Genomic DNA, 23460 nt, shown 5'->3' with positions numbered 1-23460 from the left:
AGAACATCCACTACCCTCCCCGTGAACGATGCTTTGAGCGTATGTCTTTTGGTCCCTGGTCCGCCATCCGCACGTCGCTCCAGCATCTCAGCAGCGTCGTATGGCTTCTCGTGGACACCGTGCAGGAAATGGCAGACCGCATGGTGCGCGGCCGCCTGCCCTTCCGCCTCTCCATCTTTTTTGAGCAGACAGACCGCACCGGCGTGGGCTCCATCGGCCTCGTCTCGCTCGTCTCCTTTTTCATCGGGCTCACCATGGCGCTGCTCACCGGCTACCAGCTTCAGACCTTCGGGCAGGAGCGCATGGTCCCCGGCCTGGTGGCCATCTCCTTCACCCGCGAGCTCGGCCCGCTGATGACGGGCATCATGGTGGCCGCGCGCATCGGCGCCGCCTACACCGCCGAGCTCGGCACCATGGTCGTCTCGGAGGAGGTGGAGGCCATCGAGTCCATGGGCATCGGCCCGCTGCGCTTCCTCGTGGGGCCGCGCGTGCTCGCCGTTTTGCTTCTGCTGCCCTGCCTCGTCGTCGTTTCAAACTTCACCGCCATGGTGGGCGCCGCGCTCATCTCCCGCTGGGCCTTTGACATTCCCATCCGCCGCTTCGTCGATGCCTCGCTGGAGAGCATGCTCGTGCGGGACATCATCGCCGGCACGGTGAAGAGCTGCCTCTTCGGCCTCATCATCGGCATCGTCGCCTGTTACAAAGGCCTCTCCGTCCGCGGCGGCGCCGCCGGCGTGGGCGCCGCCACCACCCAGAGTGTCGTCACCGCCATCACCGTCGTCATCGCGTTCGACACCCTCTCCAACATCGTCCTCGTCTCACTCTTCAACCCATGAGCGATGCCGCCAAACCCACCGTGGAACTGCGTGACGTGCGCCTCTCCTTCGATGAGAAGGAGGTGCTGGCTGGCGTCAGCCTCAGTGTGCCCCCGCGCTCGCGCCTCGTGGTGCTCGGCCAGTCCGGCGGTGGCAAGAGCACCCTGCTCCGCCTCATTCTCGGCCTGCTCAGGCCCAGCAGCGGAGAGATCCTTTTCAACAGCCTCAAAGTCACCCGCATGGGCCGCCTGCGGCTCAACCGCATGCGCCAGAAGATCGGCATGGTCTATCAATACAGCGCCCTCATCAGCTCCCTCAGCGTGCGGGACAATCTCGCCCTCCCCCTGGAGGAGCTCACCACCAAGTCGCGCTCAGAAATCGACCACCTGGTGGAGGAAAAGCTCGCCCTCGTCGGCATGTCTGACGCGCGCGACAAGATGCCCGCGGAGCTCAGCGGCGGCATGCGCAAGCGCATCGGCCTCGCCCGTGGCATCATCATGGACCCCGAGCTCATCCTCTACGATGAGCCCACCGCCGGGCTTGATCCCGTCATCAGCGCCGTCATTGACGAGCTCATCATCAGCCTCAGCGAAAAGATCGGCGCCACCTCCATCATCGTCACCCATGAAATGGGCAGCGCCTTCAAGGTCGCCACGCACATGGCCATGCTCTACCAGGGCCGCATCATCGCCAGCGACACCCCGGAAAATTTCAAAGCATCCACCCATCCCGTCGTCGCCCAGTTCATCGCTGGAGACACCCAGGGTCCCATCCTTCAGGCCACACCATCATGACTGTCTTCCGCAATGAAATCCGCACCGGCGTGCTCGTCGTCGTGACGCTCGCAGCCCTCGTCAGCCTGCTGCTCTACCTCGGCGCGCCCGGGGTCTTCGTGCCGCAGAAGAAATTCCGCATCTATCTGGAAAACGCCTCCAGCCTTGCGCCTGGCGCGCCCGTGCTGCTGGCCGGGCGCCGGATCGGCCAGGTCACGGAGCTCCACTCCCCCGTTCCCGAAAAGGAGCGTCCGGAACCCAAATACGAGACCGTGGTGGACATCCAGGTGGACAAGTCCGCGAAGATCTTCAACAAGGTCAAAGCCCGCATGACGCTGCCCAGCCTCCTCGGCAAACCGGTCATCGATTTCACCACCGGCCAGGAGTCCAGCGGTCTCGCCCCGGAAGGCACCTCCTTCGTCGGCGAGCGCGACCCCGGCCTCGCGGATGCCGTTCCCACCCTGCTGGAAAAGCTCGATCCCGCGCTGAAGAAGGCCACCGAGACCTTTGACGGCCTGCAGAAGACCGCGGCCAATCTCAACAAGCTCACGGAGCAAAACTCAGACCTGCCCAAGGCGCTGGAGGAGTTCAAAAAATTCACCATCCATCTCAATGAAGTCATCGGCCCGGATGGCGCGCTGCGCGGCTCCCTGGAAAACATCCGCCACCTCACCGCAGACGACGGCAAGCTCGCGGCTGCCTTTGATCAAATGGCCAGGCTCACCGGCCCGGACAGCGACCTGGCCAAGACCCTGGCGCACGCGGAAAAAATGACCGGCAGCATGGAGAAAAACCAGGACCTCGAGGCCACCCTGCACAATCTCCGCATCGCCAGCGAGACACTCGATCGCCAGTTCAAGCAGTTTGCCAGCAAGCTGACCGCCACTGCGGCCAATCTCGAAGAAGCCAGCGACACGCTCAAGCACCAGCCCTGGCGTCTCGTCTGGCCCGGCACGAAAAAATATCCGGAAGAGACTCACGATTCACGCGGGACCTCCGTCAGAAAATCCGAATCCCCCTCCGGCCACCCGCTCTTCAGATTCCACTCCACTCAGCCCTGAGCCTTCTGGAGAGGAGAGCAGGCGCAAACATCCGCCGCCGCGCACAGCGGCGATTCATTCGTGACGTCCTCCTCCCTCCCTGCCCCCGTCTCATGCACCTGGTCCAGATCCTCCTCCCGCTCTATGACAACCAGCACGAAAAGCTGGACGCCGCGCTCTACGCGGAGGTCAAGGCGGAGCTCACCGAGCAGTACGGCGGCCTCACCGCGCACATCCGCTCCCCCGCCGAGGGCCGCTGGAAAGAAGCAGGCAATGAAGTGCGCGATGAGATCATCATCTACGAAGTCATGACCGACACGCTGGATCCCGCCTGGTGGCACGCCTACCGCCGCGAGCTCGAAGCCCGCTTCCACCAGGCCGAGATCGTCATCCGCGCCCTGCCCATGCAGATGCTGTGACGCGCCCGCGCATGCCCCACACCCACCGGGCAAGATACAGTCCAACGATGCCACCGCATGCGTAGCCCGCGCCCGCGCCGCAGTTAGGGTGTCTCGTCCCACCGAGGCATTCTCATGAACCCCTTCGTTTCAGATCCCGCCGTGCGGCAGAGGTTCGTCGAGTTTCTTGGCGGCGACACTCTTGACCACGCCACCGCGGCCTTCCTCACCCACACGGACGGCCGCCCCTTTGACCGCAGGGATCTGCGCCCCGCCGCGGAGCTGGACTGGTTTCTCGAGCGCGACATGGACGTCGCCCGCTCCCTCGCAGACTCCGAATCGCACCTGCTGCATCTCGATGTGGAGTATGTGAACTTCGACTCCCCCGCCGAGGCCTTTGTCGATCCCTGGCGCTGTTTTGAACTCCAGGAGCCCGTCGTCAATGTCATCGAGTCTCTGCTGCTCGAGCTCGGCATCCAGCCTCTCCATCTCATCACCGGCCAGGGCCACCATTTCGTCTGGCGCATCCGGCGCGACTCGGAGATCGCCGCGCGCATCGGCGCGCTGTGTCCCGCGCCTGAGCTCATCGCCCCCTGCATGGAGCGCGTGCCTCCCGTGCTCACCGGCAGCATCCTCGCGGCGGACCAGGCCGCCTTCACGGCCATCGCGCTGCTCATCGAATTCCTCGCCCATGGCATCAAGGAAAGAGCCACCGCCTTTTCCGACCTGCCCGTGGAGATCACCGCCGTGCATGTGGGCCCCTGCGCCACCGCCCAGCGCGAGATGATCTCCATCGACATCTCCGAATACGGCGACCCGCTGCACACGCGCACCATCCGCATGCCCTTCACCAATTACCGCAAGCCCTGGCAGACCGGCATCGCCAGCCGCTTTCAGATTGAGGAGGAGCTTCCCGCCATCCGCTCCATTCCCCTTCATGAAATGGACTTCCGCCAGGCCATCAAAGTCCGCCAGGTGGATGACGAGGTGCGGGACCTCGCGCAGCGCGCCTGCGTGCGCATCCCGCTGCAGGAGGAGGGCACCCAGCGCCTGCTGGAGCACTACCTCGCCTCCCGCCTGCGCCGCTTCCATGAGTTTTATTATTCCGCGCAGCATGATCCGCGCGAGCGCTGGCCTGAGACCTACGGCCGCACGCCGCTGGAGCATCTGCCACACTGCGCGCGGCATGTTCTGGAGTGTCCCAATGACCTCCTGCTCAAGCCCGCCGGCATGCAGCTCGTCACCCGCTGCCTGCTCGCCCAGGGCTGGCACCCGCGCCACATCGCCGGATTGATCCGCTCCAAGTTTGAAGACCCCTCTTATGGCTGGGGCATCGACTGGAACGACTACGAGGCCGCCACGCGCGCGGACTTCTACACCCGGCTCTTTGCCTGCCTGCACCTCACCGGACTCGACCGCCTGGTGGATCTGAACTGCACCTCCACGCGCGAGAAAGGCTTCTGCTTTCCTCCCTCCGCGGGCACCTGCGATCTCGAGCCCTCACGCCAGAAGCTTCTGGCCAAACTCCTTCCATGACCCCCTGGCCCATTGCTCTTTCCACCGGCTGCTTCTACCAGCGCAGCATCTTCGACATCCTGCCCTCCGTGAGCGAGGCCGGATTTCGCGAGATCGAGGTCTGCTCCTCGCCCCGCCATCTCGACTACCACAACATGGAGCAGGTCTGCCAGGCCCGCGCCCGCATGCGCGAGCTCGGGCTGGTCCCCCACTCCTTCCACGCCCCCTTTACCGACCGCCTCGACATCACCTCCCTGGATCGCTCCCTGCGTGAGGCCTCTCTGCAAGAGCTGCTCCGTGCCTGCGAGGCCGCCGCCGCGCTGGACTGCGCCCAGGTGGTGCTGCACCCCGGCCCGGAGCGCCCGGGCCGCCCGCCGGAGGCGGAGTTCCTCCAGCACATGCACCATGCCGCGGAGTCTCTCAATGTGGTGGCCGCGCGCTGCTGCGAGCTCGGCGTGCAGCTCCTGCTGGAAAACATGCTGGCCCACCTGCTCTTCGGCCATGTGCGGGACGTGATGTACCTTCTCGGCGAAATCAACACCTGCAATGTCGGCACCTGCCTGGACACCGGCCATGCGCACCTCGCGCGCGAGATGGGCCTCGTCATTCAGAAGCTCTCCGGCCATCTGAAACTCGTCCACATCAATGACAACCACGGCGACTGGGACGCCCACCTTCCCCCTGGTGAAGGCAGCATCGACTGGCCCTGGGTCGTCGCAGAGCTGCGCCGCAATGATTTCCACGGCGTGCTGGTGCTGGAGCTTCAGGGCTCTGGAAACGACTCCGTGGAAACCGTGCTCGCCCGCGCCGTCCGCGCCCGCGAGTTCCTGGACCGCATTTGTGCGCAGTCCTCTCATTGAGCCGGTTCCGCACCGCACCGCACCGCACTGCGCCTTCAGGGCGCTGCTTCCTTCGCAGCCTTGTCCGGCGCGGCGGAAAAGCTGCGCGTGGGCGCGTCGATGAACACATCCATCTGCTGCCCCACAAACAGCGGCAGGTCTCCGCGCGTGAAGCTGAAGATCACCTGCAGCACGCGCGTGTCCACCCGCTCCGTGCTGTCCCCTGTGAGAGAGCGCTTGGGGAGCACGTAGGGCTCAAAGCGCACAAACTTCAGCGGCGTGCTGATGTCCTTGTTTCCCCGCAGGCAGGCCGTGGCCGCCGCGCCGGAGCGGATGCGCCACGCGTCGTCCTCATCCACATCCACGCGCACATGCAGCGGCGTCACATTCCCCAGCATGATGAGCGGCGTGCCCAGAATGCCCGCCGGCGCGTACTCGCCCAGGTGCACCTTGAGCTGCAGCACCTGCCCGTCCACCGGCGCGCGCACCGTCAGCTTCTCCAGCTCCGTCATGGCGCTGGAGAGCTGCGCCTTCGTCTGCGCCAGTTGCGCCTCCACCACGCGCACCGTGTTGCGGCGCTTGTTCGTGTCCTCCACGCTCACCGCCCCCGTGTTGCTGAGGCCTTCGTTGAAGGCCAGCTCATCCCTCGCATCGGCCAGTTGCGCCTCCACCACCTTCACCGCATTTTCGCGCAGCGCTATCTCCGCGCGGTGCGTGCGGTCATCCAGCGTGAAGAGCGGCTCTCCCGCCTTCACCTGGCTGCCGATCTGCACATAGATGCGCGCCACCACGCCGCCCACCGTCGTGCCGATCGCGATGTTTTCCGAACTCGCCTCGATCAGCCCGGACCCCGCCACAAAAATCCGGTACGGCGAATGCGCGGGCTGCGACACAGGCGCGGCGGGCGTCACCTGTTTCGCACCCTGGATGGCGACGGCAATGCCGAGCACAATGCCGGCAAGGGCAAGAATCGGGAGCAGGTATTTGCGGATCATGGCTTCAGAGGGTTCGGGGTTCAGCCGCGCCGGCGGCGGGCTTCAAGGGAGTTTCGATGCCGGTGATGCGCCCGTCCTCCATGCGCGCGATGCGGTCGGCAAATTCAAAGATGCGCGCGTCATGCGTGACGACGACCAGCGCGCGGTTGGTGGCCAGGGCGAGGTTGCGCATGAGCTCCATGACCTTCCAGCCCGTCTCGCTGTCCAGCGCGCTCGTCGGTTCGTCACACACGATCAAATCCGGCTGATGCACCAGCGCCCGCGCGATGGCCACGCGCTGCTGCTGCCCGCCGGAGAGGTCCACCGGGGAGGACTCCTGCATGCGTTCGTCAAACCCCACCTGCCGCAGCACCTCGCGCGCCTGCGCCACCGCCGGCCTGCGCTTCATGCCCTTGATCACCAGCGGCGCGGAGACATTCTCCGCCGCGGTCAATGTGGGGATCAGGTTGAACGCCTGAAACACAAAGCCGATGTGCTCACCGCGGAAGCGCGTCGTCTCCTGCTCCGTCATCGTCAGGTAATCACGGCCGAAGACCGCGCAGTCTCCGCCATCGCGGCTGAGCACGCCGGCGATCACCGAGATCAGCGTCGTCTTGCCGCAGCCGGAGGGCCCCACCAGCATCAGCAGCTCGCCGGTGCGCACTTCCAGGTCCACCCCGCGCAGCGCCTGCACCGCCGCCGCCCCGCTGCCAAAGGTCTTCGTCAGACCACGGCAGCGCACGGCGGTCTGGTTTGACGGGGAGGCTTGAAAAACGGTGCTCATGAGGAAGGTCATCAACTGCGGAACACCACCGCGGGCTCCAGTTTCATCACTTTGCGGATGCTCAGCGCCGCAGCGGAAAGACAGATGAACATCACCGCCACCGCCGAGATCAGCAGAAGCTGCCAGGGCAGCAGAAAGGCGATCTGCGTGCGCCCGCTGAGCAGCCCGCCCCAGGCCGAGGCCAGGCCCACGCCCAGGCCGTAGCCGATGGCACCCACGATCACCGCCTGAAACAGGATCATCCGGAGCAGCGTCCGGTTCGTGGTGCCCATCGCCTTGAGCGTTCCGAAGTAGCGCAGGTTGTCCAGGGTGAAATTGTAGAAGGTCTGCCCGGAGATGGTGATGCCCACAATGAAGCCCAGCGCCACCGCGGTGAGAAAGTTGATCGGCATGCCGGTGAACCTGAGATAGTAGTAGAAGGTCAGCTCCTTGAACTTCGCGGGCGTGTAGGCCATCAGCCCCGTCACCTCCCGGATGCGGGCGCACACCGCCTCCACATCCTCGCCGGCCTGCGCCTTCGCCACCACAAAGGACAGCAGCTTGCGCTCCTGCGGCGCAAAGGTCGTCGCGCGCGAATAGGTGGTGTAGATCACCGGATTCGCCTGAAAGGTCTGCGTCACGCGGCAGATGCCCACCACAAACACGCGGTGGTCGTTCAGCTCCAGCGTGTCTCCCACTTTCAGCGGCACCAGCGTGCCGTCCGGCGCGCGCCGGGCCAGCTTGCCGCGCGCTCCGGCCTCATCCACGATCACACCATCGCTGCGGCGCAGGTCCGAGATGCTGCCGCTGATCATCTGCGGCGGCCCGCCAATGAGCGTTTCATCATCCAGCCCGATGGCGATGCAGGTTTGGAAAGTGCCGTTGTCCAGCCGCGCCCGCAGCGCGCCTTTGTACAGCGGCACCGCCCATTCCACCCCCGCCACGCCCCGCACGCGCAGCACCCTTGTGTCCTGCATCGGCTTGATGTCATCAATGTACTGCACCTGCGGGTCCACCACCCAGATGTCCGGCAGCGCCACATCCGTGAGAAAGCTGAACGTGCGCGACATCACGCCCGCAAAAATCGCCGACTGCTGCGTGATCAGCAGCGAGGCAAAGGTCAGCCCGATGATGATGCCAATGTATTTGGCGCGGTCACCGATCAGCATTTTCAAGGCGTAGTAATACACGCCCCCACAGTGGGTTCACCCCCCGCCGCCACAATGCGCAAAAGCCCGCCATTCTTGCGCGGCGCATCATTCAGCAAACGCAAGTCTCCCTCTCCGCCAGGGAGATCCCGTGGCATCACGGCAAAAAAGCGTCAGCCGCCCCCGCGTGCCTCACGCCTTCTCCGCAGCCGGTTCCAGCGCGGCCGCCAGCACCTCATCCACCGTCTCCACGGGAATGATCTTCAGGCGCTGCCGCACTTCTTCAGGCAGATCCGGCAGATCTTTCTCATTGAGCTTCGGAATGAGGATGGTCTTCAGTCCGGCGCGCAGCGCGGCGATGGATTTCTCCTTCAGCCCGCCGATGGGCAGCACCAGCCCGCGCAGCGTCACCTCCCCCGTCATGCCCACGTCCTTGCTCACGGAGCGGTTGGAGAAAAGCGAGGCCAGCGCGGTGAACATCGCGATGCCCGCGGAGGGGCCGTCCTTCGGCACGGCGCCGGCGGGCACATGCACATGCACCTCGTTTTTGTCAAAAGTCTCCGGATCAATCCCGAGCTGCACCGCACGGCTGCGCACCAGGCTCAGCGCGGCGCGCACGGACTCCTTCATCACGTCTCCCAGTTGTCCCGTGAGCGTGAAGCCGCCTTTGCCGGGAAACCGCAGCGCCTCGATGTGCAGCACCTCGCCGCCGGCCGTGGTGTAAGCCAGACCGGTGACCACTCCGGGCGCGCTGGTCTGCAGCTTGCTCTCACGCACAAACGCCGCCGGCCCCAGCGCCTCGCGCACGATGCCCGGCGTCACATGCGCCTTCGCCATTTCTTCCTTCGCGATGCTGGCCGCGATGTGCCGCGTCACCGAGGCGATCTGCCGCTCCAGATTTCGCACCCCCGCCTCGCGCGTGTAGTCTTCGATCACGCGCTCCACCGCCTCGTCGCTCCACGTGCACTGCTCCTCCGTCAGCCCATGCTCGCCGAGCTGGCGCTTGATGAGGTAGTTCTTCGCGATGCTCAGCTTCTCGCGCTCCGTGTAGCCCGTGAGCTCCACGATCTCCATGCGGTCGCGCAGCGGCGCGGGAATGGTGTCCAGCGTGTTGCACGTGGCGATGAAGATGATCTGCGAGAGGTCAAACGGCACATCGATGTAGCGGTCCGTGAACTCCTGGTTCTGCCGCGGGTCCAGCACCTCCAGCAGCGCGCTCGCCGGATCGCCGCGGAAGTCGGCGCCCAGCTTGTCGATCTCATCCAGCATCAGCACCGGATTGCGCGTGCCCAGGCGCTTGAGCTCCTGGATCAAACGCCCCGGCATGGAGCCGATGTAGGTGCGGCGGTGGCCGCGGATCTCCGTCTCATCCCGCAGGCCGCCCAGGCTGATGCGCGCAAACTTGCGGCCCAGCGCCTCCGCAATCGACTGCCCCAGGCTCGTTTTCCCCACGCCCGGCGGGCCGAGGAAGCACAGGATGGGGCCGCGCCCGGTGGGATTGAGCTTGCGCACCGCCAGATACTCAATGAGGCGCTTCTTCACCTTCGTCAGGCCGTAGTGGTCGCGGTCCAGAATCTCCTGCGCCTTGTGCAGGTCCACCTTCTCCTCGCTCAGCACATTCCATGGCAGTTCGGCCAGCGTCTCCAGGTAGTTCACGATCACGGAGTGGTCCGGGCTCTGCGGCGGAATGATCTCCAGCCGCTTCAGCTCGCGGTCCGCCTGCGCGCGGGCCTTCTCCGGCAGTCCGGCCTTGTCCAGGCGCTGGCGGATGTCCTCCACCTGCTCCTCGCCGCTGCCGTCCTCTCCCAGCTCCTTCTGAATGGCGCGGAGCTGCTCGCGCAGATACGCGCGCTTCTGCGCCTCGGAAAATTCGCTGCTCACATTTTCCCGCAGCTTGCTCTGCAGATCCGCGATGTGGAGCTGGTTGTTCAGGTGCACCTCCAGCGCCGCCACGCGCCGCGCCACATGCGTCTCCTCCAGCAGCTTCTGCTTCGCCTCTGTCTCGATGCTCAGGTTCGCCGCCAGGATGTCCGTCAGCGTGCCGGCGTTCTCGATCGAGGAAAACAGCGCCTTCACCTCCTCTGACACCTCCGGCCGCAGGCCCAGCAGCTTCGTGGCGGACTCGCGCAGATTGCGCACGGCGGCCTCCGCCATGTCGTCCTCCTTCGCCGGCATCACGCTGCTCAGCGTCTCCACCTCCGCCTTCATGTACGGCTCCTGCTGCACCACGTTCTTGATGCGCATGCGCTGCTCGCCGCGCACCAGGATCACCACGCCGCTCTCCTGCCGCATCATGCGCACCACGCGGCCGATCACGCCCTGCTCGTGCAGTTGCTCCAGCGTGGGATTGTCGCTCTCCTTGTCCTTCTGCAGCACCAGCCCCAGCAGCTTGCTCTGCGGCAGGCTCTGCTCCAGCAGTTGCAGGCTGGAGGCACGCCCGATGCTCAGCGGCATCACCGTGTCTGGAAACAGCACCGTGTCACGCAGCGGCAGGATGGGCAGCACCTCCACCGGCCCCGGCACAGTCACCGGCTTGTCCGTCTCTCCGCCCGTGCTGGTGGCGGAAGCCGGCGCATTCACCGGCTCGGCGTTTCCTTCCGCTGCTTTCAATAACAGATTCTCCATCATGACACTTCCTCCATTTGAATGGGCAGGGTGATCCACAGCCACCCGTTTTCCTGCTTCGCGGTCACACGCTCCGTGTCCACCGCCACGGGAAACTCCAGCACACGCTCAAAATTTCCCTCCGGGATTTCCATGACCAGGATGCGGCAGCAGGCTTCCGCATCGCACCTGCCGTCCGGCGTCTGGCGCTGCCCGCGCACCACGAGCCGCCGCGGCTCCGCCTCCACCTGGATCTCCTGCTTGTTCACCCCGGCCAGGTCCACGCACACCTCCAGCCGGTCCGAATGCGCATACACGTTCACATCCGGCCTCCACAGGGCTTCCGGAGATTTCCAGCCGGCAAACTGCAGGCCCTGGAGCTGGGCCGCCAGTTGGTCGGCCATCGAAAACAAGCGGCTGAGACGGATGCTGCGCGGCATGGCGTGCGGGATTGCGTGGGTTTAAGGAGAATCAGGCGGAGGTGGCGCCGCTTTGACGTCGGCGGTCTGGCAGCAGAGCTCAAAGGCCTTGATCAGGCCCAGCCCCAGTAGCGTGGGCTGCAGCAGCGCCGAGCCCAGCAGGGCGGCAGGTTTCGTCAGGCTGCGCAGGGGCAGCATGGTGAGCACCAGGCCGATGCCCAGCGCGGTGCCCACGGCCTTCACGGGTTCGCGGCGCACATAAGCTTCAGCGTTCTGCAGCGTACGCCTCACGCTGAGCTCGACGGGGTGGATGGTGGCAGGATCATTCATGGCGGTGGCACTAGGGTTGGTTCCAGAGGTCTCAGCGCCCGCCGCGTGCGGACTGGGCTTTCGGCCCCGCCTTCAGCTGGCGGATGCCGCGGTCCTCGCGCAGGTCCTTGGACTGCTTGAAGTTGTTGTCATGCTTGCGCGGCCGGCTGGCGGTCTCGCTGTGGTTTGCCCCCAGCTTGCGCGGCAGGGGCCTGGCCGGGGCTTCGGCGGCGGTGGTGGGGGAGGCAGAGGCGGATTTCGTTTTCATGGAAGTAAAGTCACTCTGACATCATTACGCACCTGCCGCTGCCCATGGTTTGGTGATTGCCGGTCAGATCATGTGCCGGTCGCGGAGGTGGTCTGCGCGTCCGGGTCGTTTTTGATGTCTTCAAATGAACGCCTCACGGCCTCAATCTGCCGCCGGTAGCCCTCCGCATCTCCATACTCAAAGAAATAACGGTAGCGGCTGTGCCTGGACTTCATCCGCAGCGCATGCTTGATCGGGCACCAGTACTGCTCCGTGCGCGCGGCGATCTCCGTGGCGCAGGCCAGCACGCCATTGGCATAGCCGCAGTACTCGCAGTTGAACTTCTCCGCCCAGTTCAGGTACGCCAGGTGCCTCCGGTCCAGCTTGATGTAGTCGCCCCGCTTCACCTTCGGGATCCCGTAGATGGGAAAGCAGATGCCCTGATAAACCACCATGAACAGATCCAGCAGCGCGATGGGCAGCGCGCAGGCCCAGATCACCGGCGTGGTCAGCAGTATCATGAAGCGCGAATCCCGGATGTAGCTGGTGAAGCGCTTCATCAGCCGCTTGTGCTGCGCGCGCGCCTCCGCCGTGAAGCGGATCTTCCCCTGCCGCACCTCATAGAAAAACTCCGCCTCCTTCCGTTGCATCTCCCGCACGATTTCCTTCTCCAGCGAATGCATCCGCTCCAGCAGCGTCTCGAGTTTCTCGTTCATGCACCATAAATAAGCAGTTCTGCCCGGACGACACACGCACTATTCCTTGCGGAAAGTCCGCCGCTCCTCCCGGTTGAACCGCCGCCGCCCCGGCACGATGTTCCGCCCCGCGCATGGAGGCCGTCAGAACATCATCCCGCCAGCTCAAGTTTTTCCACCTCGAGAATCCTCTCTCGGTGCGGCTGGGGAATGATTTCTTCCGCTCCCTGCCCGCCGTTCCCGGAGTTTACTTTTTCTACGGGCAGGCCGGCGAGCTGCTCTACATCGGCCAGTCCTCGGACCTGAAGGCCCGCATCGGCAGCTACCGCCACGTGACCCCGGAGAAAAATCCCAGGCGCACGCTGCGGCTGGTGCACCGCATTTTCAAAATCGAGTGGCGGGAGTGCGCGCTGCCCGCGGAGGCCATCGAGCTGGAGCGTGTGCTCCTGCTCGAACACCGCCCGCCCTTCAACCGCGCCGGCGTGTGGAAAGGCGATCCCTGGTGGTTCAAGATCGAAATCTCATCCGACAAGCTCCATCTGGAGCTCACCCGCGAGGCCTCCGGCACCGGCCCGCACCCACCGGCGTTTCGCTATGTGCTTGGCAGTCTCGTCCGCTGCCTCTACCGCAGCGCCTGCCCCCAGGCCCCCCTTTCCGCCTACCCCCATCGTCTGTTCGATGCCTCCGTGCCGCTCACCCTTTCCCTCTGCCTTCCAGACATCGCCGAAGCCGCGGAGACACTCCGCAGCTACGCCACAGGCGCTCCCGAAACTCTTCTCTCCAAACTCGAATCCATGCCCCGGGGCGCATCCTTGTGGGAGCAGGAATACTGGCAGGAGGAACTCGAAAGGCTGATCAAATACGCGGCGAAGAATGCCAGCATGCCCGCCTCACCGCCGGTCTCTCCTGCGCCACCGGCTGCCTCTTTGTACCTCAAAGAGTGGTGCTCGGGAAGGGACTCGAACCCTTAAGCCTTTCGGCACAGATCCTTAGTTCCATCTTTGCGGGTTTTCAATTGTTCGCTATGGTTCGCTCATGATCGCCTCCAGCCGAGGAAAATCAGGGCCTCCAGCCTCAGGTCCTACACTCATAGGCGAACAAGAGACACCTTCAGAGAACCAAAAAAGTGCACAAAAAGTGCACAGCAAGCCCAAGAAGGCAGTTCCTAAAACTGCAGCGGCCTATTGGCTAAACAAGGTCCACAAACCGGGTAACAGCCCTCATTTCAACATTCAAATCAAACACCGAGGACAACGCCACCGCTTTCCACTGGAGACGGCAGACAAGAGCATTGCGTCTGAACGTGCACGTGAACGATACCTACACCTTGTTGCGCACGGTTGGGAAGCCACCCTCCAAAAATTTAAGCCCCGGTCGGTGCCCACGAAAAAGACAGCGACCATCGGAGCTTGGCTCGATGCGGTAAAATCCACGACAGGATTTCGCGCGAGCACCTTTACGAACTATGCGAACTCGATACGGCAAATCGCGAGTGAAATCGAAGAATTGGAGACCAGCCAGCAGTGGACGAGCGTCGCCTGGGCGTTCTCCTCAGGCACACACGCTACCGATGCATTCGCCGTTCCTGCACATATCCACAAGCCCTTTTCGCCGAGCAGGCGTCTCGGAACCGCGATGACAACTCCTGAAATGAACTCAAAGAGCTCCTATGGCGACGACATTCAAAATTTCAACAACGTGCCGAGCATCCAAGCCGTCAGGTTCATTAGAATACCTGTCTCAGCAGTAATATTGTATTGAAAAAAACACGCGCGAGGCTTCAAGTGATTAATCGGCGGGGACCCGCTTCGGCAGTCTGTTGAGCTCGTAACGCTGAATCTTATACTGCAGAGCACGGCGGCTGATGCCGAGGTTTTTTGCCGCCTCCTCGCGGTTGGAAGTCACTTTGAGCAGAGTTTGGCGAATAAGTTCAGCCTCAACCTGTGCAAGCGTCATGCCGGGCTGAATGGTGATGGCATGCGGCTCGCATCTGCCCTGATGCAGGGAGGGAGGCAGATCATTCAGGCCAACAGCCGCGTGCGGCACCGTAACCACAAGACGTTCTACGAGATTGCGTAGCTGCCGGACGTTCCCAGGCCAGCGCAGGGTTTGGAAGAGGCTCAATGTTTCGGGTTTGAATTTTTTGGCCCGCCTGCGGTGTTTTGCGCAAAAGTGATCCGTGAACGATTTTACCAGCGGCGCGATATCCTCGGCACGTTCACGCAGCGGCGGCATCATCACGGAAACTATGTTGAGCCGGTAAAACAGGTCTTCGCGAAACGTGCCGCCCGTGACGGCCTCGGCTTCGAGATCCTTGTTCGTGGCGGCGATAATTCGGGCGTTTGCACGCTCGACTTTTTGACTGCCCACAGGTCGGTAGATGCCGTCTTCTAGCACTCGCAGAAGGTCGCCCTGGCCTTTGCGGGAGAGATCGCCTATCTCATCGAGAAACAGCGTGCCTCCCTGAGCGAGTTGGAAACGTCCTTTGCGGTCGCTGATGGCACCCGTGAATGCCCCACGCACATGGCCGAAGAGCTCTGCTTCAATCAAGTTCTCGGGCAGGGCAGCGCAGTTCACGGCGATGAAGGGCTGGTTTTTACGACGGCTCTTTTCATGAATGGCGCGAGCCACGACTTCCTTGCCAGTGCCGCTTTCGCCACCGATGAGAACGGTGACATCCGTGGGAGCGATCTGCTGGATCAGAAGATTGATTTCTTTCATGGCGGCATTGCTGCCAGCGAAGATGTCGGGGTCAGAACGGCGACGCAGACGCTGCTTGATCCGCTGGTCCTCGGCCACCAGCGACTGATAATCCAAGGCCTTTCGAACGGATTCAATGAGTTGTTCTGGATTGAAGGGCTTCGAAAGGTAATCAAAGGCACCTTTGCGCATAGCTTCCACCGCCGTGTGGATGGTACCTTTCTCGGTGAGGAAAATGAACTGTGTGTCTGGTGTGATGCCGCGCACCTTTTCCATAAGGGCCACGGCATCGATTCGCTGGGCGTCGAAAGATTTGACGACGACATTGAACAGTTCGCCAGCGGCCAGGTTCAAGGCATCGGTTTCGTGGGAGGCCACGGAGATTTTATAGCCGATTTTTGTCAGCGCATCGCGAATGACGCGGGCTGAAGCCGCATCTCGGTCGAGAACAAGGATGTGGATGTTGGCGGGTTCCATATGGTTCGAATCAATGCTGCACTCATTCGTCATAACAAGTGCATAAATTGCACAAATTGCGTTTTTGCGGAAAAACTGACGGGATGATCGTGATGTTGGAGGCCTTGATATACAAGGACTGGGGCGTTTTCCTGACCTCTTGGCCCCTGAAATGCAATATTACCGTTCGTTATGCTCGAATCCCTCTTTCAACGCACCACTCCTATCCGTGTCCAGTCTGACAACGAATTTCTGCATGCACACAAAGACCACGAATTTGACCAAATATTCCCCGTCGCCATCAGCAAGCTTTCCGCCTGCCATTGGAGCCCGGCCAATGTCTGCCGCACGGCTGCACAGATGCTTGCCTCCGAACCCGGCGCCAAGGTGCTGGACATCGGCTGCGGTCCGGGAAAATTCTGCATCATCGGTGCCACGACCACTCAGGGCCACTTCACTGGGGTGGAGCAACGGGCAAAGCTAGTCCGCGTCGCCAAGAACGTGATCGAAAAAAATCATATTCCCCGTGTGGACATCGTCCATGGCAACATTCAGGACATGAACTTTCGCGATTTCGACGCCTTCTATCTCTTCAATCCATTCGAGGAAAACGTCCTGCCTTCGCTGCGCATCGACTATGAAGTGGAACTAAAGGCACGTCTTTATACGGATTACACGGCGCATGTGCAGCAGCAGCTTCTACGCATGCCGCTTGACACACGCGTGGTCACTTATTGCGGCGAGTGCCTGGAGATACCAGCCTGCTACGTCTGCGTGAAAACAGCTTTCACGAACCAGCTAAAGCTATGGGTGAAAAAGCACCCGTCACTCGACTACGCCTATGAAGCAGCACATGCCGACAATGAAAACGGCGTCCCAGCTAGAGCCGGAGGAATGGTTTACGCATGAAGTCTGCGCTGGCCTGGCTGGAGGTCTTACACCGACCTCTCGATGAGTCATCCTCCACTTACCCCCTCCTTTTTGACAACCCAACCGCCCCCGATCAACCTATGAAGTCCACCGTTACTCTCTTCGACGATCTCTCCCAGCTCATCGAGCTGGATGCCGCAAAGCGCCGCTTGCAGCCCCAAATCCCGCGTTACCAAGAGCTGGTGCTGGAGGCCGAAAACGTGCGCGAGCGCCTGCCCACAGCCATTCTGCACCACTACGATCTTCTGGTTTCCAAAGGAAAACGCGGAGCAGCCCGGGTGCGTAACAACACCTGCGGCGGCTGCCATCTCTCGCTGCCCAGCGGACAGCTATCCGATTTGCGGCGTGAGAACGCAATTCTGCAGGTCTGTGGTTATTGCAGCGTCTTCTTGCTGCCAGAGCTCTCGCAGCCCGCCGCCGCTGCCGAGGCAGAGGCGGTAGAGTCCGCGCCAACTATGGGCAAAAAACCGCGCAAGAGCAAAACAAAGACCGAAAGCTGAATGGTTCCTCAAATCATTACGCAGGGGCGTGATACAGGAGATTTGCTGGCTGAAGCTCAGAAGGAGGGTGAGGCATGATGGTAGGATCATTGCTGTCCCTGGCTGGCACGGCTCTCTCGACGGGAGTCGTCGTGGGCATGAAGCAGTCACGGACATGGCTTGCACTGATCTTGATCGGCTCCATCGCTGCCCTGGCTGCGGCGCTGTGCGTGCTCCACGGCACGGTCGGTTGGGCATACTCGCCATTGGTGCTTCCCTCGGTCAGACTGGTGTCGCGGCGGCGCTTTTTCATGTGTGGAGCAACAGTCTGACCAAGGGCGCCTTGTTTCTCAGCGCGGGCAACATCCGCCGCGGTGCCGGATCACCTTCCATGGATGCAGTTCGCGGCATGGCCTCGTTGACGCCACACTCGGCAGCGCTCTTTGTGACCAGCATGTTTGCCGTCACGGCGCTGCCTCCATTCGGTCCGTTTTTAGTGAGCTGAAAATCATCCGCGCTGGCCTGGAAACCGGCCATGGTGCCGCCACTGATATGGGAGCAGCATGGCGTGACACCCAAAGGTCATCCATGGCTCAAGCCCGTGCGGCGCACCAACGGCAACGCACCTGCCAACGGTGAATTCTTCCGGGTCGATGGCGGTGAGATTCACGAAGTCGCCGTCGGTCCCGTTCACGCGGGCATCATCGAGCCGGGCCACTTCCGTTTTCAATGTGCTGGCGAAGAAGTGTTGCACTTGGAAATCGCGCTCGGCTATCAACATCGCGGCATCGAATCTTCGCTCGTAGGCGGCCCGCATCGCACGCCCATGATCCAGATGGAGACCATAGCTGGTGACACCACCATCGCCCACGCAACCGCACATGCGACTGTCATGGAATCCTGCCGAGTTCCTTCAACGGAGCCGCACTCGTTGGAGTGCGGAGAGCATGATACCCTTGATCGTCTATTCTTCGTAACGCCGTCCTTCAACGGAGCCGCACTCGTTGGAGTGCGGAGAGCTTGCCGCCGCGCAAAGTCGCGTCCCGCTTCTCGATCCTTCAACGGAGCCGCACTCGTTGGAGTGCGGAGAGGTGAGCAAATCGCGCAGAGCCGCCAGCCCACCTCGGTCCTTCAACGGAGCCGCACTCGTTGGAGTGCGGAGAGGGCCGAAGTGATCAACGTACGCGGCGAGTCGCTGACAACCTTCAACGGAGCCGCACTCGTTGGAGTGCGGAGAGCATCTACGATGAGGCCCTCATCCAGCTCGTGCACACCTTCAACGGAGCCGCACTCGTTGGAGTGCGGAGAGGCCAAAAAACACTGCGGGCTGGACCTCTCGCCCCAGCCTTCAACGGAGCCGCACTCGTTGGAGTGCGGAGAGACATGTTCAGCGTGTTTCTTCTCGGCCTCGGCGAACCTTCAACGGAGCCGCACTCGTTGGAGTGCGGAGAGCAGCGAAGGGGAGGGCGAGAGGGATGCAACCGGGGATGCCTTCAACGGAGCCGCACTCGTTGGAGTGCGGAGAGAAGAAATTCCCGTGCCCGGCCAGACCCTCACAGAAGAGCCTTCAACGGAGCCGCACTCGTTGGAGTGCGGAGAGGGGTGAAGAGGTGGCCCGGAAGATTGCCGATCTGCAGCCTTCAACGGAGCCGCACTCGTTGGAGTGCGGAGAGACAAGCGTGGACGCCTACATTTTTCAGCATTGGTTCCTTCAACGGAGCCGCACTCGTTGGAGTGCGGAGAGGCTGTTGAGCGGGTCGGTGGGGTTGCAGATGCGGTCCCTTCAACGGAGCCGCACTCGTTGGAGTGCGGAGAGGCTGTTGAGCGGGTCGGTGGGGTTGCAGATGCGGTCCCTTCAACGGAGCCGCACTCGTTGGAGTGCGGAGAGCAGCCTTGCGCCAGTAGCCACTAGCGGCGGCATGCTGGCCTTCAACGGAGCCGCACTCGTTGGAGTGCGGAGAGCAGTCTTTCCCACGAAGGCCGTTTTTCAAACTGATGTCCCTTCAACGGAGCCGCACTCGTTGGAGTGCGGAGAGCGAATGGGGCCGGGGTGTAGAAATTACGCGGCGGGGATCCTTCAACGGAGCCGCACTCGTTGGAGTGCGGAGAGCATTGCAGAGTCGGAAGATGCAGAACCGCAGTATTTTCCTTCAACGGAGCCGCACTCGTTGGAGTGCGGAGAGGTAAACAGGCTTGGCCCCATCCTCCTCAGACGCCAGCCAAGCCTTCAACGGAGCCGCACTCGTTGGAGTGCGGAGAGCATCATGTGACGAAGTGCAAAGCAGCGGAAGACTGGACCCTTCAACGGAGCCGCACTCGTTGGAGTGCGGAGAGTGGGATGCATCCGTCTGAACGATTACCCCGGCAGACCTTCAACGGAGCCGCACTCGTTGGAGTGCGGAGAGTAAACCGCTGTCCGAAATCACCCTCGACGATTTCCAGCCTTCAACGGAGCCGCACTCGTTGGAGTGCGGAGAGGCAGCTCGAACTCTGAGAACGCCGTGCGCCTCAGATGCCTTCAACGGAGCCGCACTCGTTGGAGTGCGGAGAGCGGCGAAAAACGGCAAAATCTAACCCCTGCTCATCACCCTTCAACGGAGCCGCACTCGTTGGAGTGCGGAGAGCGTCTGGCTTCGGTGCTGCAGTCCGGGTGGCAGTGTTTCCTTCAACGGAGCCGCACTCGTTGGAGTGCGGAGAGTTGGTGGAGGTGCCAGCAAACCACAGGCGCGAGGCGTGCCTTCAACGGAGCCGCACTCGTTGGAGTGCGGAGAGCTCGGTGGTGAGCAGCCGAAAAAGCCCGTCGACTACAACCTTCAACGGAGCCGCACTCGTTGGAGTGCGGAGAGTCGCGGATTTCGTCGGCTTCGGTGGCGTAGTCCTGCCTTCAACGGAGCCGCACTCGTTGGAGTGCGGAGAGATCGAACAGCAGATGATTTTCGAGCTCGAACGGCTCGACCTTCAACGGAGCCGCACTCGTTGGAGTGCGGAGAGTTGTCGCATGGGGTGATAAGCACGGCTATTTCGACCGCCCTTCAACGGAGCCGCACTCGTTGGAGTGCGGAGAGTCGCATCCATCAGCCCCGGCGAAATGCTGAAAATTCAGCCTTCAACGGAGCCGCACTCGTTGGAGTGCGGAGAGTCGGAGACGTGCAGCCGCTGAGGCGTCCGACCTGTGCCTTCAACGGAGCCGCACTCGTTGGAGTGCGGAGAGTCCGCGTTCTAGGCGACACATCTTCCGCCATGGGGACCTTCAACGGAGCCGCACTCGTTGGAGTGCGGAGAGAAGAGTGTGTTGCGAGCTCCTTGCCAGCTTGACCCCTCCTTCAACGGAGCCGCACTCGTTGGAGTGCGGAGAGATGGAAACGATTTAACGGCAGCCCTCGGCAACCCCACGCCTTCAACGGAGCCGCACTCGTTGGAGTGCGGAGAGCAAGCCTGTTTACACCCCTCTAGAAACCGCCGCAAATCCTTCAACGGAGCCGCACTCGTTGGAGTGCGGAGAGTCTGCCGCCCCGCTACCAGCGTTCGCCAGAACGGTCACCTTCAACGGAGCCGCACTCGTTGGAGTGCGGAGAGGCGCCTCGGTAATACCAACTCAAACCAGGAACCACCACCTTCAACGGAGCCGCACTCGTTGGAGTGCGGAGAGAACCAACCACCAACGACACCACGACATGACCGAAGAACCTTCAACGGAGCCGCACTCGTTGGAGTGCGGAGAGTTTGGCGGTGCCCCGCTGGCACTCCCGAAGGTGCCCCTTCAACGGAGCCGCACTCGTTGGAGTGCGGAGAGGGGAGAAGGCGGAGGCGTGGATGGCGGCGGAGAAGCGCCTTCAACGGAGCCGCACTCGTTGGAGTGCGGAGAGGCAGCCGCACATCAAAGCCCTTGCCCCGCCGCACCACCCTTCAACGGAGCCGCACTCGTTGGAGTGCGGAGAGCAACATTGAAATGCTGCGGGCACTGGTAGCGGAGATCCTTCAACGGAGCCGCACTCGTTGGAGTGCGGAGAGAGGATCTGGCTGTTGCCGTCGCCATCCAGATGCTTCTCCCTTCAACGGAGCCGCACTCGTTGGAGTGCGGAGAGACGCTCGTCAACGGCGATCTGCGAACGGCGGACGTGATCCTTCAACGGAGCCGCACTCGTTGGAGTGCGGAGAGTCAGCATCCAGCGCCACAGGCGAGAACGCAGTGGCCATCCTTCAACGGAGCCGCACTCGTTGGAGTGCGGAGAGGTGGCCGATTTCGCGACAAAATCGCAGGAAAGTGACCAACCTTCAACGGAGCCGCACTCGTTGGAGTGCGGAGAGCGCCTGCGATCTCAGGACGGGCCTCGAATTTGGTGAACCTTCAACGGAGCCGCACTCGTTGGAGTGCGGAGAGAAGCCGAGGAAAAGGCCGCCCGCAACGATCCCACCAACCTTCAACGGAGCCGCACTCGTTGGAGTGCGGAGAGACTACGAGCAAGGTGACAGCCACGGCCAGCCAAATGCCCTTCAACGGAGCCGCACTCGTTGGAGTGCGGAGAGCTACGCAGACGACCATATCAGGGCATGCGAGGAAATACTTCAACGGAGCCGCACTCGTTGGAGTGCGGAGAGATGATAAGCGGGCATCCGTGCGGATTGACGCAGTACTTCAACGGAGCCGCACTCGTTGGAGTGCGGAGAGAGGTCGATCTCATCAACGAGATTGTCAACGGTCGTGACTTCAACGGAGCCGCACTCGTTGGAGTGCGGAGAGATGGATCTTGCGTGGAAAGCCTGGCAGGCCGCACGACTTCAACGGAGCCGCACTCGTTGGAGTGCGGAGAGAAGAAAGCTGCTCAGGTAAGTGACGGTGAATTTCAGTGTACTTCAACGGAGCCGCACTCGTTGGAGTGCGGAGAGAAGGCGTCTGAAGGGGCAGTGCGTCCGTTTGAAAAACTTCAACGGAGCCGCACTCGTTGGAGTGCGGAGAGAAGCAGGCAACTGGGGCAGTGGTGCGCGTGCTGGCTGAACTTCAACGGAGCCGCACTCGTTGGAGTGCGGAGAGATCGAGCGGCGGAAACGCGAGCTGCAGCAGGACATCGTACTTCAACGGAGCCGCACTCGTTGGAGTGCGGAGAGGACAATGGGGTGAATGCCACGCTGCTCACCTACACCTACTTCAACGGAGCCGCACTCGTTGGAGTGCGGAGAGAAGGAGGGGCCGAGTGATCATGTGCCTGACTTCCTGAAACTTCAACGGAGCCGCACTCGTTGGAGTGCGGAGAGGGCGGGGAGAAATAACAGATGTGACGAAGCGGAGGATAACTTCAACGGAGCCGCACTCGTTGGAGTGCGGAGAGGAACCGCGTGAAAAACACCTGGTTCAACCTCGCCAAACTTCAACGGAGCCGCACTCGTTGGAGTGCGGAGAGCATGTCAGACCGCAAGGTCTGAGGCTCCAACTAGGATCACTTCAACGGAGCCGCACTCGTTGGAGTGCGGAGAGAAACACACTCCTCAGCGTTCCCTCAGCGTTCCTCCGAACTTCAACGGAGCCGCACTCGTTGGAGTGCGGAGAGGACGAAAGGGGACGGAAGGCCGTACGTTGATAGACGGACTTCAACGGAGCCGCACTCGTTGGAGTGCGGAGAGCAGAAGACCGGCCGTGCGCACATCGGCGGCGTGAAAAGACTTCAACGGAGCCGCACTCGTTGGAGTGCGGAGAGATGCTCGCGCCAAAGGCGAATTTTGCGATCACTTCCCAACTTCAACGGAGCCGCACTCGTTGGAGTGCGGAGAGCAAGACGCAGTGCCACGGCGGCATGGTCGTAACCGGCCTACTTCAACGGAGCCGCACTCGTTGGAGTGCGGAGAGCTGCTCGGACAGCTTCATGACGGCCTTGGCCCCGGCCTCACTTCAACGGAGCCGCACTCGTTGGAGTGCGGAGAGCCACTCTGGTGGAAAAAGGCATCATCGCCGGACAATAAAACCACTTCAACGGAGCCGCACTCGTTGGAGTGCGGAGAGAAGGCGTGAGCGTCCCCAGCCTCTCCGGCATCGGCGCACTTCAACGGAGCCGCACTCGTTGGAGTGCGGAGAGCACAATAACTTGCGAAGCGCTTGCATCTTTCTTTCCGAACTTCAACGGAGCCGCACTCGTTGGAGTGCGGAGAGTCCTCAAAGGCGGTTTAAGAGGCCTTCCAGAGGCTTAACTTCAACGGAGCCGCACTCGTTGGAGTGCGGAGAGCCCCTACCCTTACCCCTACCATGAACGCCACCACCACACTTCAACGGAGCCGCACTCGTTGGAGTGCGGAGAGCGCGCCTCATCGCGCCAGACCATGTCGCCGCACATACTTCAACGGAGCCGCACTCGTTGGAGTGCGGA

Annotated in this window: 21 protein-coding genes, 1 pseudogene and 1 CRISPR repeat array (1 of these 23 cut by a window edge); of the genes and pseudogenes, 12 read left to right on the top strand and 10 right to left on the bottom strand. The window is 62.3% G+C overall.

What is annotated here, in order from left to right:
• The first annotated feature begins 41 nt into the window (after window positions 1-41).
• The 6 genes from ACILSQ_RS23445 to ACILSQ_RS23420 all read left to right on the top strand — a co-directional run bounded on the left by ACILSQ_RS23445 (window position 42) and on the right by ACILSQ_RS23420 (window position 5401).
• Window positions 42-836 carry an MlaE family ABC transporter permease gene (locus ACILSQ_RS23445; RefSeq protein ID WP_395746101.1) on the top strand — a complete coding sequence of 265 codons (795 nt, stop codon included), beginning with the start codon at window positions 42-44 and terminating at the stop codon, window positions 834-836.
• Window positions 833-1609 (top strand): ABC transporter ATP-binding protein, encoded by a 777-nt coding sequence (locus ACILSQ_RS23440; protein WP_395746100.1) that lies wholly within the window; start codon window positions 833-835, stop codon window positions 1607-1609. Before ACILSQ_RS23445 ends, ACILSQ_RS23440 begins: the two co-directional genes overlap by 4 nt.
• Entirely contained in the window at window positions 1606-2649 is a 1044-nt protein-coding gene (locus ACILSQ_RS23435; RefSeq protein ID WP_395746099.1) for an MlaD family protein, read from the top strand. The genes ACILSQ_RS23440 and ACILSQ_RS23435 overlap by 4 nt, the downstream gene beginning before the upstream one ends.
• A 92-nt stretch (window positions 2650-2741) precedes the next feature.
• Window positions 2742-3047: a hypothetical protein gene (locus ACILSQ_RS23430; protein ID WP_395746098.1), complete on the top strand. Its 306-nt coding sequence runs from the start codon at window positions 2742-2744 to the stop codon at window positions 3045-3047.
• A 114-nt stretch (window positions 3048-3161) separates the two neighbouring features.
• Window positions 3162-4562, top strand: a complete 1401-nt coding sequence (locus ACILSQ_RS23425; RefSeq protein WP_395746097.1) for a hypothetical protein — start codon at window positions 3162-3164, stop codon at window positions 4560-4562.
• Window positions 4559-5401 (top strand): sugar phosphate isomerase/epimerase family protein, encoded by an 843-nt coding sequence (locus ACILSQ_RS23420; protein ID WP_395746096.1) that lies wholly within the window; start codon window positions 4559-4561, stop codon window positions 5399-5401. The genes ACILSQ_RS23425 and ACILSQ_RS23420 overlap by 4 nt, the downstream gene beginning before the upstream one ends.
• Window positions 5402-5436: 35 nt before the next feature.
• Here the strand turns inward: ACILSQ_RS23420 and ACILSQ_RS23415 are convergent, their stop codons facing one another.
• The 8 genes from ACILSQ_RS23415 to ACILSQ_RS23380 all read right to left on the bottom strand — a co-directional run bounded on the left by ACILSQ_RS23415 (window position 5437) and on the right by ACILSQ_RS23380 (window position 12560).
• Window positions 5437-6375: an efflux RND transporter periplasmic adaptor subunit gene (locus tag ACILSQ_RS23415; RefSeq protein ID WP_395746095.1), complete on the bottom strand. Its 939-nt coding sequence runs from the start codon at window positions 6373-6375 to the stop codon at window positions 5437-5439.
• 4 nt (window positions 6376-6379) lie between these two features.
• Window positions 6380-7138 carry an ABC transporter ATP-binding protein gene (locus ACILSQ_RS23410; protein WP_395746094.1) on the bottom strand — a complete coding sequence of 253 codons (759 nt, stop codon included), beginning with the start codon at window positions 7136-7138 and terminating at the stop codon, window positions 6380-6382.
• An 11-nt stretch (window positions 7139-7149) separates the two neighbouring features.
• Window positions 7150-8307: an ABC transporter permease gene (locus ACILSQ_RS23405; RefSeq protein WP_395746093.1), complete on the bottom strand. Its 1158-nt coding sequence runs from the start codon at window positions 8305-8307 to the stop codon at window positions 7150-7152.
• 150 nt (window positions 8308-8457) lie between these two features.
• Window positions 8458-10893 carry an endopeptidase La gene (gene lon / locus ACILSQ_RS23400; protein WP_395746092.1) on the bottom strand — a complete coding sequence of 812 codons (2436 nt, stop codon included), beginning with the start codon at window positions 10891-10893 and terminating at the stop codon, window positions 8458-8460.
• Complete coding sequence (locus tag ACILSQ_RS23395) at window positions 10890-11309, bottom strand: Hsp20/alpha crystallin family protein (RefSeq protein WP_395746091.1); 420 nt, start codon at window positions 11307-11309, stop codon at window positions 10890-10892. Before ACILSQ_RS23395 ends, lon begins: the two co-directional genes overlap by 4 nt.
• A gap of 21 nt (window positions 11310-11330) precedes the next feature.
• The gene (locus ACILSQ_RS23390; protein WP_395746090.1) at window positions 11331-11618 is read right to left on the bottom strand and encodes a hypothetical protein; all 288 of its coding nucleotides are present in this window, start codon (window positions 11616-11618) and stop codon (window positions 11331-11333) included.
• A 31-nt stretch (window positions 11619-11649) separates the two neighbouring features.
• On the bottom strand, window positions 11650-11865 hold the full coding sequence (locus tag ACILSQ_RS23385) for a hypothetical protein (protein WP_395746089.1): 216 nt from the start codon (window positions 11863-11865) through the stop codon (window positions 11650-11652).
• 68 nt (window positions 11866-11933) lie between these two features.
• Complete coding sequence (locus tag ACILSQ_RS23380; RefSeq protein WP_395746088.1) at window positions 11934-12560, bottom strand: hypothetical protein; 627 nt, start codon at window positions 12558-12560, stop codon at window positions 11934-11936.
• 113 nt (window positions 12561-12673) lie between these two features.
• On the opposite strand from ACILSQ_RS23380, the gene ACILSQ_RS23375 reads away from it, so the two are divergent.
• Both ACILSQ_RS23375 and ACILSQ_RS23370 read left to right on the top strand, forming a co-directional pair.
• Window positions 12674-13510, top strand: coding sequence for a nucleotide excision repair endonuclease (locus tag ACILSQ_RS23375; protein ID WP_395746087.1), 837 nt, complete (start codon window positions 12674-12676; stop codon window positions 13508-13510).
• Window positions 13511-13574: 64 nt separating this feature from the next.
• Window positions 13575-14300: a hypothetical protein gene (locus tag ACILSQ_RS23370; RefSeq protein ID WP_395746086.1), complete on the top strand. Its 726-nt coding sequence runs from the start codon at window positions 13575-13577 to the stop codon at window positions 14298-14300.
• A gap of 27 nt (window positions 14301-14327) precedes the next feature.
• Here the strand turns inward: ACILSQ_RS23370 and ACILSQ_RS23365 are convergent, their stop codons facing one another.
• A complete protein-coding gene (locus ACILSQ_RS23365) occupies window positions 14328-15716 on the bottom strand; it encodes a sigma-54-dependent transcriptional regulator (RefSeq protein ID WP_395746085.1) in 1389 nt (462 codons plus the stop codon).
• Between the two features lie 171 nt (window positions 15717-15887).
• On the opposite strand from ACILSQ_RS23365, the gene ACILSQ_RS23360 reads away from it, so the two are divergent.
• Together ACILSQ_RS23360 and ACILSQ_RS23355 are read left to right on the top strand one after the other, a co-directional pair.
• A complete protein-coding gene (locus ACILSQ_RS23360; protein ID WP_395746084.1) occupies window positions 15888-16604 on the top strand; it encodes a class I SAM-dependent methyltransferase in 717 nt (238 codons plus the stop codon).
• A gap of 101 nt (window positions 16605-16705) precedes the next feature.
• Window positions 16706-17125 carry a hypothetical protein gene (locus ACILSQ_RS23355; protein ID WP_395746083.1) on the top strand — a complete coding sequence of 140 codons (420 nt, stop codon included), beginning with the start codon at window positions 16706-16708 and terminating at the stop codon, window positions 17123-17125.
• Window positions 17126-17141: 16 nt separating this feature from the next.
• Here the strand turns inward: ACILSQ_RS23355 and ACILSQ_RS23350 are convergent, their stop codons facing one another.
• Entirely contained in the window at window positions 17142-17417 is a 276-nt protein-coding gene (locus ACILSQ_RS23350; protein ID WP_395746286.1) for a hypothetical protein, read from the bottom strand.
• Between ACILSQ_RS23350 and ACILSQ_RS23345 the strand changes: the two genes are divergently transcribed.
• Both ACILSQ_RS23345 and ACILSQ_RS23340 read left to right on the top strand, forming a co-directional pair.
• A complete protein-coding gene (locus ACILSQ_RS23345; protein WP_395746284.1) occupies window positions 17331-17609 on the top strand; it encodes a proton-conducting transporter membrane subunit in 279 nt (92 codons plus the stop codon). The two genes, ACILSQ_RS23350 and ACILSQ_RS23345, sit on opposite strands and share 87 nt — an antisense overlap.
• A gap of 45 nt (window positions 17610-17654) precedes the next feature.
• Window positions 17655-18005, top strand: a pseudogene (locus tag ACILSQ_RS23340) (hydrogenase); the annotation flags it as partial.
• A gap of 9 nt (window positions 18006-18014) precedes the next feature.
• A CRISPR array of direct repeats spans window positions 18015-23460; the repeat unit is 36 nt; unit sequence ACTTCAACGGAGCCGCACTCGTTGGAGTGCGGAGAG; it runs 3600 nt beyond the window's last position.

This window comes from Prosthecobacter sp. (genome assembly GCF_044227185.1).
Taxonomy (GTDB): domain Bacteria; phylum Verrucomicrobiota; class Verrucomicrobiia; order Verrucomicrobiales; family Verrucomicrobiaceae; genus Prosthecobacter.
This window is presented reverse-complemented; position numbering and strand designations above follow the sequence as displayed.

Coding starts and splice junctions, on each gene's coding strand:
- ACILSQ_RS23445 (WP_395746101.1), top strand. CDS start 42: ATGTCTTTTGGTCCCTGGTCCGCCATCCGCACGTCGCTCCAGCATCTC.
- ACILSQ_RS23440 (WP_395746100.1), top strand. CDS start 833: ATGAGCGATGCCGCCAAACCCACCGTGGAACTGCGTGACGTGCGCCTC.
- ACILSQ_RS23435 (WP_395746099.1), top strand. CDS start 1,606: ATGACTGTCTTCCGCAATGAAATCCGCACCGGCGTGCTCGTCGTCGTG.
- ACILSQ_RS23430 (WP_395746098.1), top strand. CDS start 2,742: ATGCACCTGGTCCAGATCCTCCTCCCGCTCTATGACAACCAGCACGAA.
- ACILSQ_RS23425 (WP_395746097.1), top strand. CDS start 3,162: ATGAACCCCTTCGTTTCAGATCCCGCCGTGCGGCAGAGGTTCGTCGAG.
- ACILSQ_RS23420 (WP_395746096.1), top strand. CDS start 4,559: ATGACCCCCTGGCCCATTGCTCTTTCCACCGGCTGCTTCTACCAGCGC.
- ACILSQ_RS23415 (WP_395746095.1), bottom strand. CDS start 6,375: ATGATCCGCAAATACCTGCTCCCGATTCTTGCCCTTGCCGGCATTGTG.
- ACILSQ_RS23410 (WP_395746094.1), bottom strand. CDS start 7,138: ATGAGCACCGTTTTTCAAGCCTCCCCGTCAAACCAGACCGCCGTGCGC.
- lon (WP_395746092.1), bottom strand. CDS start 10,893: ATGATGGAGAATCTGTTATTGAAAGCAGCGGAAGGAAACGCCGAGCCG.
- ACILSQ_RS23395 (WP_395746091.1), bottom strand. CDS start 11,309: ATGCCGCGCAGCATCCGTCTCAGCCGCTTGTTTTCGATGGCCGACCAA.
- ACILSQ_RS23390 (WP_395746090.1), bottom strand. CDS start 11,618: ATGAATGATCCTGCCACCATCCACCCCGTCGAGCTCAGCGTGAGGCGT.
- ACILSQ_RS23385 (WP_395746089.1), bottom strand. CDS start 11,865: ATGAAAACGAAATCCGCCTCTGCCTCCCCCACCACCGCCGCCGAAGCC.
- ACILSQ_RS23380 (WP_395746088.1), bottom strand. CDS start 12,560: ATGAACGAGAAACTCGAGACGCTGCTGGAGCGGATGCATTCGCTGGAG.
- ACILSQ_RS23375 (WP_395746087.1), top strand. CDS start 12,674: ATGGAGGCCGTCAGAACATCATCCCGCCAGCTCAAGTTTTTCCACCTC.
- ACILSQ_RS23370 (WP_395746086.1), top strand. CDS start 13,575: ATGATCGCCTCCAGCCGAGGAAAATCAGGGCCTCCAGCCTCAGGTCCT.
- ACILSQ_RS23365 (WP_395746085.1), bottom strand. CDS start 15,716: ATGGAACCCGCCAACATCCACATCCTTGTTCTCGACCGAGATGCGGCT.
- ACILSQ_RS23360 (WP_395746084.1), top strand. CDS start 15,888: ATGCTCGAATCCCTCTTTCAACGCACCACTCCTATCCGTGTCCAGTCT.
- ACILSQ_RS23355 (WP_395746083.1), top strand. CDS start 16,706: ATGAAGTCCACCGTTACTCTCTTCGACGATCTCTCCCAGCTCATCGAG.
- ACILSQ_RS23350 (WP_395746286.1), bottom strand. CDS start 17,417: ATGAAAAAGCGCCGCCGCGACACCAGTCTGACCGAGGGAAGCACCAAT.